12 protein-coding genes are annotated in these 14,265 nt (G+C 40.4%); 8 read left to right on the top strand and 4 right to left on the bottom strand.

Annotated elements, in window-relative coordinates; all coding sequences use genetic code 11:
• The first annotated feature begins 84 nt into the window (after window positions 1-84).
• On the top strand, window positions 85-1,803 hold the full coding sequence (gene ilvD / locus BSR19_RS08345) for a dihydroxy-acid dehydratase (protein ID WP_171963636.1): 1,719 nt from the start codon (window positions 85-87) through the stop codon (window positions 1,801-1,803).
• Between the two features lie 156 nt (window positions 1,804-1,959).
• Here the strand turns inward: ilvD and BSR19_RS08340 are convergent, their stop codons facing one another.
• On the bottom strand, window positions 1,960-2,319 hold the full coding sequence (locus BSR19_RS08340) for a metal-sulfur cluster assembly factor (protein WP_022495745.1): 360 nt from the start codon (window positions 2,317-2,319) through the stop codon (window positions 1,960-1,962).
• A 516-nt stretch (window positions 2,320-2,835) separates the two neighbouring features.
• Here BSR19_RS08340 and BSR19_RS08335 point away from each other — a divergent pair.
• From BSR19_RS08335 to BSR19_RS08325, 3 genes are all read left to right on the top strand, one after another.
• On the top strand, window positions 2,836-3,372 hold the full coding sequence (locus BSR19_RS08335; protein ID WP_002884601.1) for a DUF536 domain-containing protein: 537 nt from the start codon (window positions 2,836-2,838) through the stop codon (window positions 3,370-3,372).
• 48 nt (window positions 3,373-3,420) lie between these two features.
• Window positions 3,421-4,011 carry a 3'-5' exonuclease gene (locus BSR19_RS08330; RefSeq protein WP_156246983.1) on the top strand — a complete coding sequence of 197 codons (591 nt, stop codon included), beginning with the start codon at window positions 3,421-3,423 and terminating at the stop codon, window positions 4,009-4,011.
• Between the two features lie 174 nt (window positions 4,012-4,185).
• Window positions 4,186-4,914, top strand: coding sequence for a MerR family transcriptional regulator (locus BSR19_RS08325; protein WP_156246982.1), 729 nt, complete (start codon window positions 4,186-4,188; stop codon window positions 4,912-4,914).
• Between the two features lie 51 nt (window positions 4,915-4,965).
• On the opposite strand, the gene BSR19_RS08320 is transcribed toward BSR19_RS08325, so the two are convergent.
• Window positions 4,966-7,608 (bottom strand): FtsX-like permease family protein, encoded by a 2,643-nt coding sequence (locus BSR19_RS08320; RefSeq protein ID WP_156246981.1) that lies wholly within the window; start codon window positions 7,606-7,608, stop codon window positions 4,966-4,968.
• A 14-nt stretch (window positions 7,609-7,622) separates the two neighbouring features.
• Window positions 7,623-8,324 (bottom strand): ABC transporter ATP-binding protein, encoded by a 702-nt coding sequence (locus BSR19_RS08315; protein WP_002884692.1) that lies wholly within the window; start codon window positions 8,322-8,324, stop codon window positions 7,623-7,625.
• 1,102 nt (window positions 8,325-9,426) lie between these two features.
• On the opposite strand from BSR19_RS08315, the gene BSR19_RS08310 reads away from it, so the two are divergent.
• Window positions 9,427-10,044: a hypothetical protein gene (locus BSR19_RS08310; protein WP_048674703.1), complete on the top strand. Its 618-nt coding sequence runs from the start codon at window positions 9,427-9,429 to the stop codon at window positions 10,042-10,044.
• A 119-nt stretch (window positions 10,045-10,163) separates the two neighbouring features.
• Here BSR19_RS08310 and BSR19_RS08305 read toward each other — a convergent pair whose 3' ends face one another.
• Complete coding sequence (locus BSR19_RS08305) at window positions 10,164-10,463, bottom strand: YbaB/EbfC family nucleoid-associated protein (RefSeq protein ID WP_048674700.1); 300 nt, start codon at window positions 10,461-10,463, stop codon at window positions 10,164-10,166.
• A gap of 309 nt (window positions 10,464-10,772) precedes the next feature.
• Here BSR19_RS08305 and BSR19_RS08300 point away from each other — a divergent pair, with 309 nt between their 5' ends.
• The 3 genes from BSR19_RS08300 (at window position 10,773) to BSR19_RS08290 (ending at window position 14,235) form a co-directional block, all read left to right on the top strand.
• Window positions 10,773-11,279 carry a hypothetical protein gene (locus BSR19_RS08300; RefSeq protein WP_048674697.1) on the top strand — a complete coding sequence of 169 codons (507 nt, stop codon included), beginning with the start codon at window positions 10,773-10,775 and terminating at the stop codon, window positions 11,277-11,279.
• Between the two features lie 163 nt (window positions 11,280-11,442).
• On the top strand, window positions 11,443-13,791 hold the full coding sequence (locus BSR19_RS08295; protein WP_060972588.1) for an HAD-IC family P-type ATPase: 2,349 nt from the start codon (window positions 11,443-11,445) through the stop codon (window positions 13,789-13,791).
• Window positions 13,792-13,884: 93 nt separating this feature from the next.
• On the top strand, window positions 13,885-14,235 hold the full coding sequence (locus BSR19_RS08290) for a PBECR3 domain-containing polyvalent protein (protein ID WP_014634923.1): 351 nt from the start codon (window positions 13,885-13,887) through the stop codon (window positions 14,233-14,235).
• Window positions 14,236-14,265: the final 30 nt, after the last annotated feature.

The following is a 14,265-nucleotide window of genomic DNA, read 5'->3' as shown; positions in this document are numbered from 1 at the left end:
GAGAATAGTTGGTAAATGGTCAGTTTTTTTAGACAATTTATGTTAGAATAGGAGTAGAAGTTTAAATTAGAATAGTTATTAACTATGGAGGAAAATATCGTGTCTGAAAATAACATGAAACACCGTTCATCTGTTTACGATAGCATGGTTAAATCACCTAACCGTGCCATGCTTCGTGCGACTGGGATGACGGATGATAGTTTTGAAAAGCCTATTGTTGGGGTTATCTCAACTTGGGCTGAGAACACACCATGTAATATCCACTTGCACGGTTTTGGTCAAATTGCCAAAGAAGGTGTTAAAGACGCGGGTGCTTGGCCAGTTCAATTTGGTACGATTACCGTTGCTGATGGTATTGCCATGGGGACACCAGGGATGCGTTTCTCATTGACATCTCGTGATATCATTGCCGACTCAATCGAAGCAGCTATGGGTGGTCACAATGTCGATGCCTTTGTTGCTATTGGTGGTTGTGATAAGAATATGCCTGGTTCTATGATTGCCATTGCTAACATGGATATCCCAGCGATTTTTGCCTATGGTGGTACCATTGCGCCAGGTAATCTTAACGGTAAGGATATCGACTTGGTTTCTGTTTTCGAAGGTATCGGTAAATGGAACCACGGTGATATGACTGCCGAAGAGGTTAAAGAACTTGAATGTAATGCCTGCCCTGGCCCTGGTGGTTGTGGTGGTATGTATACTGCCAACACAATGGCGACAGCAATCGAAGTAATGGGTATGAGTCTTCCAGGATCATCATCTCACCCTGCAGAATCGGCTGAGAAAAAAGCAGATATCGAAGAAGCAGGTCGTGCGGTTGTTAGGATGCTTGAACTAGGTCTTAAGCCATCAGACATCTTGACACGTGAAGCCTTTGAAGATGCCATCACTGTCACAATGGCACTTGGTGGTTCAACCAATGCGACACTTCACTTGCTCGCTATTGCTCACGCAGCTAACGTTGATTTGACACTTGAAGATTTTAACGATTTCCAAGAGCGTGTGCCTCACTTGGCTGACTTGAAACCATCAGGTCAATATGTCTTCCAAGACCTTTACAACGTCGGTGGTGTGCCAGCCGTTATGAAATACCTTCTTAAGAATGGTTTCCTTCATGGTGATCGTATCACATGTACTGGTAAGACCGTTGCAGAAAACTTGGAGGCCTTCGATGATTTGACACCAGGTCAAAAAGTCATCATGCCGCTTGAAAATCCTAAACGTGCTGATGGTCCATTGATTATCTTGAAAGGTAACTTGGCTCCAGAAGGTGCGGTTGCCAAAGTATCAGGGGTTAAAGTTCGTAACATTACTGGTCCTGCTAAAGTATTTGACTCAGAAGAAGATGCCATCGAAGCCGTTCTTTCTGATGAAATCGTTGATGGCGACGTAGTTGTTGTACGTTTTGTAGGTCCTAAGGGTGGTCCTGGTATGCCAGAAATGTTGTCATTGTCATCAATGATCGTTGGTAAAGGTCAAGGGGACAAGGTTGCCCTCTTGACAGATGGACGTTTCTCAGGTGGTACTTACGGACTCGTTGTTGGTCACATTGCTCCTGAAGCTCAGGTTGGTGGACCTATTGCCTACCTCCGTACAGGTGATATGGTTACAGTTGACCAAGATACTAAAGAAATTACTATGCACGTTTCAGACGAAGAGTTGGCGAAACGTAAAGCTGAAACTGAGTTGCCACCACTTTATAGCCGTGGTGTCCTCGGTAAGTATGCTCACATCGTTTCTTCAGCATCTCGTGGTGCCGTTACCGACTTCTGGAACATGGATAAATCAGGTAAAGCCTAATTTGCTAACATAAAAGAAATCACACCGGACATTTGTTCGATGTGATTTTTTTGTGTTAAATCCTAAGACGGTTGATTATAGTATCATGACAAGTGATCGTCTATCTGCTGTTAGCCTGATAAAAAACCGATTGGAGATGTCCAATCGGTTTTCCTTTTATTTTCCGCCTCGAGGTGAGATACCAAGAGCAATGCGTCCATAACGACTGATGCGTGTCATCTTCCAGACTGGTGAATAAGTGGTTTCCACCTTGACGGAGTTAATGCCGTCAATGGCTTTTAGCTTTTCAGCGATTTCATAAGGCATAGTCTCTTCACAGCCACAACCAGTATCAGTAAAGGTCATAAGGAAGTAGCAGTGGCCATTTTCATCGACGGTGATTTCATAAATCAAACCAAGGTTGTAAATATCTAGCTCAATCTCAGGGTCGAATACAGTGGTCATTTGTTCAACGATTGCCTCTAAGAAGGGCTGGGCCAAATCATTGACCTTAATATCATCACGGAAGTTTTTCATAGGACTCATTCTTTCTATTTTGCTTTTGTTTATTATGGCATAATTTAGGGCTTTTTTCAATCTTGGATGGCAATATGAAGCTTTAGTGAGCGAGTAAAGTGACAATAAAAAAACTCCAACAGTCAAACCGTTGAAGATAATGTGATTTATGCTTCAATATCAAGCAGTTTTGCAACCAAGGTTGCTCGAATGCCACCAATAATTGGAGCAAGAATGAAAATCCCAAACCTTGTGGAATTGTTCCCACCATTCCTAGATATAACAGATCTGATAGCGACCAAAGCCAATTTGGAAGTACCGATTGTTTAAGTCAAAGACTTTCCTTCTATATACATTTATACCCACACATAGTTTACCAAAAGCTCAGCTTCCTATCAAGTAAATTGTTTGAAGAGTGAAAGGAAAAAGTGACTTAAAAAGAGTCCTTCAGATATCCAGAATAACTAGTCAAATTGACAGAAAGGAGTGATTGTGATATTCTCATAGTAAGACATTTCAAGAGAAAATGAGGCTATTATGAGTATTGAAAAGACAGTCAGCGAGATTGCTGAAATCCTTGGCGTTAGTCGTCAAGCGGTCAATAATCGTGTCAAACAACTTCCAGAAGAAGATCTAGAAAAAAATGCTAAAGGGGTTACTGTCGTTAAACGCAGTGGCTTGATTAAGTTGGAGGAAATCTACAAGAAAACCATCTTTGACGATGAGCCAATCGATGAAGAAACAAAGCAACGTGAGTTGTTAGAGATTCTTGTAGACGAGAAAAACTCTGAGATTGCCCGTCTTTATGCTCAGTTGAAGGCTAAGGATGAGCAGTTGTCTAACATGGATGATCAATTGCGTGTCAAAGACGTTCAAATCGCTGAAAAGGACAAGCAAATCGATCAACAGCAACAATTGACCTTGACTGCTATGAAGGACAAGGAAGAGCTTAAACTGGAACTCGATGAGGCTAAGGTTGAGGTTGACGAAGCCAAGGCTCAAGTGGAAGAAATCCAGACCAAACAAGAAGAAGCTTCTAAAAAAGGTTTCTTTGGACGTCTATTTGGAAAATAAAAAAGAAGCTGGGACTCAGTCTCAGCTTTAACTATTATAGGAGATAAAATGGAAAATTTAGAAACTTATATTGCCTTTGATTTGGAGTTCAACACAGTGGACGGGGTTAGCCATATTATCCAAGTATCGGCCGTTAAGATGGACCAGCATGAGGAAGTGGATCAGTTTGACTCTTTTGTCTATTCGGATGTTCCTTTGCAGTCCTTTATTAATGGTTTGACGGGAATTACAGCGGATAAGATTGCCAAGGCACCAAAGCTAGAGTCCGTCCTGGCGGATTTTAAATCATTTGTTGGAGACACTCCACTTATCGGCTACAATGCCCTTAAGTCGGACTTGCCCATTTTGTTGGAAAATGGTTTGGACTTGGAAGAGCAATATGCTTTAGATGTTTTTGATGAGGCCTTTGACCGTCGTGCTTCTGATTTGAATGGTATTGTCAATCTTAAGTTGACTAGTGTGGCAGATTTCTTTGGAATTAAGGGACATGGTCACAACAGCTTGGAGGATGCTCGGATGACTGCTCAGATTTACGAGAAGTTTCTCGAATTAGATGAAAATGCCAAGCTTCTGGAGCAACAGGAAGAAGTCAGTAACAATCCTTTTGCTGCCTTAGGTTTGGGTGGCCTTTTCGACTAGGGCTTTACAGAAGCTGTAAAGGGTGTAAAGAGTGATAGCTAACTTTTTCTGTAAGAAAAGAAAATCCTCTAGGGTTAGGGCTTGCATATTACCTTGCGTTATAAGATAGAATCTAGGTATCAAGGGTGGCCAAGGTCCTCCTTTGATAGAAAATCTTAAAAGGAGGTGACTGAGATGTCGCAGTTTTCAACAGGAGAGTTGGCTAAGGCAGCAGAAGTGTCTGTTAGGACTGTCCAGTACTATGATCAACGAGGTATCTTGACGCCGTCTGAAGTCACAGAAGGTGGTCGGAGAATCTATCACGAATCAGACTTGGAACGCCTACAAGTCATTTGTTTCTTAAGAGATTTGGACTTCTCAATCAAACAAATCAAGAAACTCTTGCAAGAGGAGAATAGGGAACAGGTTTTAGAACTGTTGTTGACAGACCAAATCGAGAGTTTGGAAAAGTCTTCGAAGGAAATAGAGGTCAAACTAAAACGTGCCCGTCACTTGCAAAAAGCAACTGCTAAACGACATCAACTTTCGCTGGAAGATTTGTCAGACATTTCACGTCTTATGGAAAATCAAAAATCATGGCGTCGCTTGCAGTTGAGAATGTATGGGAGTGGCGTTCTAATCTTCATTCTTTATCTGATGAGCCTACTGGTTGTCATTTATTATTTTAAGGATCCCAGAGGTATCTTTATTGTCTGTCCTGCTTATATTTTAGTATTTAATTTAGTGGTGTTTCACTATAGAAAGCAGTTTGAATACCTCTGTCCTAATTGTCATAGGACCTTTGATCCAAGTTTTAAAGAATTTGCCATTGCCGGACATACCCCAAGGACTCGTAGGCTGACTTGTCCTCATTGTCATGTGAAAACCTACTGTCTGGAGTTGGCAAAGACTAAAACGAAATAAGTTATCAAACATAAAAAAACGCTTGAGAATTGCTTCTCAGGCGTTTTTAGCTTATTCAACTGAACTTAGAGCTTCAAGCATATTAAGTTTGGCAAGGCGTTTGTTGACGACGAAGCCAAGGATAATAAGGATTATGCCGATAAGAACAGCTGGTAAAAGGTAGGTAGCCAATCCGAGAGATGGATCAAACATGATACGATCTGGCGGAATGATGCTTACCATATAATGGTGAAGTGCCTGTCCAAGACCGAATCCTACGAAGATACCGATGATTGAAAGGTAAATGGTTTCACGATAGATGTAGAGGGATACTTCGTTATTGTAGAAACCAAGAACCTTAACGGTTGAAAGTTCGTGGATACGTTCTGAAACGTTGATATTAGTTAGGTTATAGAGAACAACCACAGCAAGGAGAATGGAAACCGTAATCAAGATACCAATAACCTGTGTCAATGAATTGACCATAGTGCTAATCTGCAGTTTAAGGTTGTTGTTTTGAACAACACCGTAAACATTAGGTAAGTTGATGAATTTGGCTGCCATATTTTCAACATTTTGCTTAGTTGGTTCAGCGAGAGTAACAAGGTTGGCATTATTCACTGAAGGTGTCCCAAAAGCTTTTTGGTAGTAGCTAGCATTCATAAAGAGGAAATGCCCCATGTACATTTCAGTGATACCAGCTATTTTAATCTTGACAGATTCATCCTGACTGTTTTGCACAGTAATGGTATCTCCAACCTTTAGGTTTAGGAGTTTTGCCATTTTTTCAGAGATAATAGCTCCGTCATTAGATAGCTTGAGAGTCTTATTACGGTCTCGGTCATGCAAGCTAACGTAACTATCAACGAGTTTATCGTCACGGTCGTTAAAGACAAGGGTTGAGATTTCTTGGGTGTCCTTGTTGCTACCGGCAATTTTTTGCAAGGTTTCAAAATGGACATTCAAGTATTCTTTAACGTCCTTGCTATCGAGGAGTTTAGTGAGTTCCTCATCCAAAGCACTTGACGTATTTGGTTGCTTGGCAACAATCATATCATAGTGAATGATGTCTTCAAACTGTTGCTGGTTAAGGTTAGATACAGAAGATCGAATTCCTAAACCTGCGAAGAGCAGTGCGATAGAACCTGCGACACCAAAGAGGGTCATAAACATCCGTTGCTTATAGCGGAAAATATTACGCATGGTAACTTTTTCCGTAAAGCTGAGACGTTTCCAAAGAGGTGTGATGCGCTCTAGGACAATCTTAGCTCCTGCACGAGGTGGTTTTGGAAGGAGGAGTTGGGAAGGTTTTTCCCAGAGCTCTTTCTTGGCAACCGCAAAGGCAGGTAGCACAGCAGATAAGAGACCTAAAAGGAAGGCCACAAGAGTAAGTCCTAGGTAGAAGTGCAATTCGAAAGCAGGAAGCTGCAAATCGCTCTTATAAGTATTGTGAATGAGAATCGGTAGTAGTGTATGACCGGTAATAACACCTGCGGTTGTACCAGTAATACTCGTTATTAAACCATAAATGACGAATTTATGGATAATTCGCGAATTACTGTAGCCTAGGGCGTTGAAGATACCAGCCTTACCACGTTCCTCTTCAACAAAGCGTCCCATGGTTACAAAGGTAACCAAAGCTGCCATAAAGTAGAGAGCGACAGGGAAGATATTACTCACATCGTGAATGATGTTAATATTACTTTCATAAGCAACATATCCCTCAGAACCCGGAATCTCTCGACGAGAGTAGAATTGATAGCTAGGCGCTGGTAAATTATCAACCATTGCTTGACTTTCTTCGAGTTCTTTTTGCTTGGCTTCAATTTTGGTAGTAGCTTCTTTGACGCTAGCGGCTTCGGCTGGGTTGCTTGTAGCCATTTGCTGGGTCTGTGCGAGTGCTGTTTCAAGTTCTTGTTTAGCTTGAGTAATTTGAGCTTGAGACTGTGACTTGATTTCAGTTAGGCGCTTCTCAGGTTCGTCTTTAAAGAGTTCCTTGAGTTCAGCCTTTCGTTCAGAAATCTTATTTGCGTATTCCTCACTAAAAGGACTAACATTTTCCAAATCCTTGTAGCGGATGCGGGCAATCATGTAATCATTAGAGGTGAAGTCCGTCTCTGGAACAATGGCATAGCCATCCAGTTTCCCCGTACCAGCGCTGGCATTACCAAGGCGGTTCCTAGAGATAAGTTCAGAGGAATTAACAAAACCAGTAATGGTATATGTTTGTTCCTTTAACTGTTTTTGCCCTGAGCTATCTACTGGCTCAGAAAAGTTAATCTTATCTCCGACGCTATATTCTTCTTTATAAGTTGAGGAAAGAGCGATTTCCCCGTCCTTAGTAGGAAGTTTCCCCTCAATAAGGTCGTAAGTAGAGATTTTCTTAGGTTTAGAGAAAATACGAAATGCCGTATTCGTCCCCTTGATGACAGCATCTTTGAAATAACCATACTCGATGTCTACATTCTTTTTCTTAATCGAATTGAGAAGGTCCTGATCGGTTTGGTTGATACTGTAAGTGCTGATTAAGCTCAAGTCAGCTGTTTGATGCGTCTTGAAGAAGTGTTCCCCAGTTTTTTTCATATTAGGAGAAGTTACTTTAAGACCAATCAAGGCAAAGGATCCCAGTGCCATAAGTAAGGCAATAGAGAGCATACGCCCTTTAGAAGCTACAAAGGTTCGCCAAACATCTTTCCAATAAGTTGTTTTTTTCATGACGGTGCTCCTTTCTAGTATTCCAAGTCCTCGATTTTTTGTGGATTAGGATTAAGTTCCACACTCTTAATCTTGGCATCGTGCATTCGAATGACACGATCGGCAATTGGAGCTAGAGAAGCATTATGGGTCACGATAATAACAGTTGTTCCCTGTTTGCGAGCCATTTCTTGAAGGAGGGTCAGGATTTGTTTCCCTGTTTGATAATCCAGAGCCCCTGTTGGTTCATCACAAAGAAGAATCTTTGGATTTTTGGCAACGGCGCGTGCAATGGCAACACGCTGTTGCTCCCCACCAGATAGTTGTGATGGGAAGTTGTCTAAGCGGTCTCCCAAACCGACTTCGACGAGTGTTTGAGTAGCATCTTTAGCGTTTGGAACGATTTCAGATGCTAGTTCGACGTTTTCCCTGGCCGTAAGGTTTGAAACTAAGTTGTAAAATTGGAACACAAAGCCAACGTCCTCACGACGATATGTTGTCAGTTCTTTGGCTGTGTATTCAGAGATATCCTTACCATCAATAATGACGCGACCTTCGTCATTGGTGTCCATACCACCCAAGATGTTAAGAACGGTTGATTTCCCTGCACCAGAGGCACCGAGAATGACGACAAGCTCCCCTTTTTCAATATCAAAGCTTACGTCGTTGTTTGCGATAATTTCCAGATCACCGGTTTTATAGCGTTTATAGCTATGCTTCATTTGAATATAAGCCATGAATTTCCCTTTCATACGAAAATAATGATGCTGATAATTACCTATCTTTCCGTACTCTATTGTAACGGATTTTCCTTGGAATATCTAGGTTTTGAAGCAAAAAAAGGTTTAAAAGACGATAAGATTTTCTTACATGTGACAGAAATTTGAGCGAAGCGTTTACACATGAGAAAAAACTATTCTAGATGAGCTTTGAGTGAGGTGAAAATTTGGTGAAATAGTTATAAAGTTAGGTTATTTTTAGTCTTTTACTGAGTAGATTTACTGTTTTTCCAAATTTACATCATTGTCGGAGAGTTTAGGTCGGTAAATGTTTCATAATAGGGTTGTCATAGGGAATCTGCTTTTGCGTCAGAGTCGATGATGAATAAAGAGTTTTTCATAGTTTCGAGCACGGATCTATCCAGAATACCGCCATTTTTTTGAATTTGGAGGATACATTTTCTATAAGGGTTAGTTTATTCATTGGGAAATAGGGGCCTTTTGGTAATCATTTTTTGTGTGTTAGTTATTTTTAAAGAAGTTGCGATTACCTTAAAATGTGATATCTAAATGAGGGATGTACATTTTTAGAATGAGTTGTTTATTGGGAGGTGGTTTATAAAGTTGTTTATAAATCCTTTTGTTGTAACTTTCTTTGAACTAATCGAGGGACTTTAGTTTCTAATCTTATTTTAGGGTATTGAGAGTTCGACATTCTTACTCAAGAATTCTATTTTATAGTTACATTTAAAGTGTTTGGACAGAATTTTGCTATCCGATAAAATTTTGGGGGAGATGAGTCAGCAAAAGTGGTTTTTGAAGAATCTGTCTAAAAAACAAGTATTATTTCCCTAAGTACTACTTAAAGAAATTACCATTTGCATAGCTTAAAAAAGCTAATCTGATAATAGATTGTCATCAATTTTAAGACATGAAGTTGTCATTTATTTAAAATGCTTAAAAATTAAAGAAATGCTTGAAATCAAGGGTTTTGCATGCTAAGATTGTTATCTGGGTGAAGGGTTGGTCAAACAGCTCAACCAACCTTTTACCTCCTACAGCAGCAAATTAGACTCGTTGTTAGCTAGTTAGAGCTAACCAAACAAATAGTGAGGGATTTATGATTAAGAACAAAGATAATGGTTTTATCGGCAAAGCAATAATCAGCTTGATTGCTACTTTGGGGACTCTAGCTCTATTCATGGGTACCAGTGGAGCTTCAGCTGATGTCAAAGAAGCGCCAAAACTTGATTTAGATGCCAATCAGACTAAGGTTCAAACCGTTAGTGATGAGGAATTGAAGACTCATGATGGGCAAGCTCAAGATACGAAGAAACAAGATACACCTGGACAAAAACAGCCAGAAACTGACGAATCTAAGACTTCAGATGAAGAAACTCCTGATTACATCGTTATCACTGAAGTAGTGGATTCGTCGGAGCATAAGCAGGACTCTAATCAAGTGGTTGATGGCGTCGCTCAAACGCTTAACCCAGACTTGTTGAATGAGATTTTAGCTCAAACTAGCGAAGTTGGGGAATACCAGATTTATGTCAAGAATGATGATGAGCTATTAATTTCAGGACCTGTACCTACCCAAACAGCGAATGAGGATGTGAATTACCCTACTTTAGAAAGTTCATTAAATTCGGCGAGCATCTACTTAGGTCAAAAGAATCGCTATAAATTAGCCAACGAAGAAGACGCACAGTCAGGCCTTGCTTTGGTTGAAGAATAAAGTTTTTATATGACTATCACAAAAAGACTTGGATTTCTTGTCCAAGTCTTTTGTATGTTATGACTGAATTGCTTAATGAGTGTATAGAAAAAAGGAACCGCGAGATTCCTTATCATTTTTTAGAATGGCAATTTACCTGCAAAGGCACCCATTGATTTTTTAGTCGCGTCGTCAATTTGTCCAAGAGCATCGTTAAGTGCTTGAACAGTCATATCTTGAAGTGTTTCCACATCATCAGGATCCACGACAGCATCAGCGAAAGTGATGTTAACCACTTTTTTGTCACCAGTTAATTCAGCAACAACTAAGTCTTGTGCTGATTTTCCAGTGAAAGTTGTAGCAGCCAATTCAGCTTGGCTTTTTTCCATTTGTTTCTGAAGCTTTTGAGCTTGCTTCATCATGTTTTGCATGTTCATCATAATATTTTCTAGATTCCTTTCATATCAAGGGTTTAGCCCCTGTTTCTTAAATTATACTGCCTTATTTTGCCTTATAGAATAGGCAGTCAAAACCTCAACTATTATACCATGTTTAGCTTGATTGAAAAAGTAGAAGGAGTATTGAGGGAAATTTGGTAAGACTTCATTTTTCTTATTCAAAAAAATGTTAGAGCAATCACAAAAGCCATAAATCCTTAAATTGTAAGATTTGTTATAAATAGTGTACAATGGTTTATTGTTAATCCAGTCAAGATTCGATTGGAGATAAAAAAGAAAGAGAAGATAAGAATGCAAAAAAGAAATATTTTGACGATTTTTGTAGGACTAATTATAGGGCTGTATACAGTCTTAGGAATGAGCCTATTTACTTTTTTTAATTTAAAATACCACTCTGTTTATTATGCTCAGCATATCCCTCATAAGGTGGGGACGGAGCCAGATCTAGTTATGTTGGTAGAGAATATGGGATGGATTTATACGCCGGAGATTGATGGTATTCGATACGACGATGATGGAACAAATGCTATTATAAATACTAAAAGCAAATCTTATTTAACAAAAAGCTTAGGAAGTTTTTTATATGATAAAGATAATATGACTATCGGTTTTGACAGTACGTTTAGATTTGAGGACGTCAGTTATTTTTCAGAAGAAGCAAAAAGAACTAAAGTTAATGAATCACAAATTAAACGAGAGATTAGGGAAGATTTTTCCCCAATTATGAAGGTTCAAACAAAACCCTTTATCAATCTTCAGTGGTTGTTTAATTTAATTTATCAAAGTAGGTTTAATTAGAGAATAAGATAGCATAGAAGTGTTTTGTAGGAACTCTTGCCTTTGCTATTTGAAAGTAGTTTAGGTTGAGTGAAATAGTTGGGAGAGTGGTTCGATATAATAGGTCTATTTCCTGGCTATCCATGACGGCTAACCTTTGAAAACACCTCATTTTTATGCTACTATGAAAGTTATGAAAAAACAGTTACAAGGCTTGACGCAGGTGGAGGTCAAGCGGCGGATAGATGCCGGTAAAACAAATCATTTTAAAGCAAAAACTGGCTCCAGCAACTGGGAGATTTTTAGACGTAATGTCTTTAACTCCTTTAATATGCTCAATTTTGCTATTTTTGTGGCCTTGATTGCTGTTCAGGCTTGGTCGAATCTTTTTTTCTTCGGAATCATTGTGCTTAATGCCTTTACGGGGATGATGACAGAGTTGCGTGCCCGTCGCATGATTGATAAGCTCAATCTCATGAATAAGGATCAGATCCGTGTGGTGCGTGATGGCGAGGTTACTTCTATTAATCCTCAGGATATTGTCTTGGATGATATCATGCTCTTGTCTGCGGGTGAGCAGGTGCCTAGTGATGCCGTGGTTGTTGATGGGATGGCTGAGCTCAATGAGGCTATGCTGACAGGTGAGAGTGACCTTATTCTCAAGAAGGATGGTAAGGAGTTGCTCTCGGGGTCTTATCTTGTGAGTGGTCAGGTTTATGCTATGGTTATTAACGTAGCCGAGGACAATTACGCCAATAAGCTCATGCTAGAGGCCAAGACGCATAAGCCAATCGTGTCACGTATCCTCTATAACATGGACAAGATTGCCAAGTTTACGGGCAAGATTGTGATACCGTTTGGGCTCGCTCTCTTTTTCGAGGCTTACTTGATTAAACAACTCTCTCTTCAAGAGTCGGTAGTTACCAGTTCGACAGCCCTTCTGGGAATATTGCCTAAGGGGATCGCCCTTTTGACAATCACCTCTCTTTTAACGGCCGTTATTAAGCTTGGAATGAAGCATATCCTGGTGCAGGAGATGTACTCTGTCGAAACCTTGGCGCGTGTCGATGTGCTTTGTTTAGATAAGACAGGGACGATTACACAAGGAAAGATGACCGTTAAGGGTCTGAAACTACTGTCAGAACGTTTCACTAAAGAGGAGTTGGAGCGCTTGCTTGCGGCTTACATGCAGCATAGCAAGGATAACAATGCAACGGCTCAGGCGATTCGGAATGCCTATGAAGGTCTGGAGCATCACTATCAGGTAGGGGATATTATTCCATTTTCAAGTGATCGTAAATGGGGTGCTATGAGCATTGACGGGGTAGGAACTCTCTTTTTGGGAGCACCTGAGATGCTTCTTAAGGAAAATCCAAAAGCAGTCGATCAGGCTCAGGCTCGTGGTTCTCGTGTTTTGATTTTGGCATGGAGTCAGTCAGCGGTTGATACAGAGACCATGAGTTTGCCGAATGACGTTGAAGCCTTGACTTTACTTGAAATTGCCGATCCTATTCGTGAGGATGCTGCAGAAACTTTAGAATACCTACGTTCAGAAGATGTGACGCTGAAGATTATTTCTGGTGACAATCCTGTGACGGTTTCTCATATTGCCCACCAGGCTGGTTTTGCGAATTATCAAAGCTATATTGACTGTTCTAAGGTCAGTGATGAGGAGTTGGAGGCTTTGGCTGAAGATACGGCAATCTTTGGCCGCGTATCTCCACATCAGAAGAAGTTGTTAATCCAAACGCTTAATGCCAATGGGCATACCACAGCTATGACTGGTGACGGTGTCAACGATATCTTGGCACTACGTGAAGCGGACTGTTCGATTGTTATGGCTGAAGGGGATCCCGCTACACGTCAGATTGCCAACTTGGTGCTTATGGATTCTGAGTTTAAGGATATTCCTGAAATTCTATTTGAGGGACGTCGTGTGGTTAATAATATTGCCCACATTGCACCTATTTTCCTCATCAAAACGGTCTATTCCTTCCTTTTGGGACTTATCTGTATTGCCAGTATTGTTTTTGGAAAGGCAGAGTACCTCTTGGTCTTCCCATTCATTCAGGTTCAGATGACTTTGGCGGGGCAATTTATCGAGGGTCTTCCACCATTTATTTTGACCTTCGAACGTAATATTCGACCTGTTGAGAAACATTTCCTCAGACGTTCGCTCCAGTTATCTATTCCTAATGCCTTAATGCTGGTTATCAGTGTTCTTATTTTCCATCTATCTCAGGTCTATCTTGGCATGAGCAATACGGACATGCTGACGCTGTCTTACTATATGATGGGATCAACGGGTGTCCTTGCCGTTATTCGTGCTTGTATCCCCTTGAATAAAGGACGTGTGGCCTTGATTATTTACTCAGTCTTTGGTTTCCTAATCAGCTCTTATTATCTTCGAGATGTAATTGAAATTTCGACACTTAATAGCTACACCTTACCAATCTATCTGGTAGCAATGGCTATCTGTACACCGCTTTTCTTCTGGATTAGCTACAAACAAGGTGCTTTCCAAAAAGCATAAGTCAAAACTCGAGCTTGGTAACAGGCTTGAGTTTTTTGATACCTCAACAGTAGGAAAGGCCTTGATGTGTATGAGGTATGGTACAATAGAGGCATGAAAACAGTAGGGCACTTGACGCCAAAAGTCATTAAAGCTTTTGATTTGGACTACAAGCCTGGTGAAGAAATCACGCTGTCTGCACAACGTAAGAAGCATATGGAAAAACATCGCCAGGAATTCAGTGATTTTGATGCTACCTATGAACGTATTCCAGAGATTATTGCTCATCCGGACTATATCGGTCGCCATCCTAATGGCCAGTCCTTGGAATATATAAAACGTATTGATGGTAATGTTCTGGTAGCGGTCAGATTATGTGATAAACTTAATGTCCGTACCATGTTTGTGATTAAAGATTCTAAGCTGAAAAATTATCTAAATGCTGGTAGAGCTAAGAAAATGTGATATAATATAAGTAAGAAGTAACAACGAGGG

This window comes from Streptococcus salivarius, assembly GCF_009738225.1.
Lineage (GTDB): Bacteria > Bacillota > Bacilli > Lactobacillales > Streptococcaceae > Streptococcus.
This window is presented reverse-complemented; position numbering and strand designations above follow the sequence as displayed.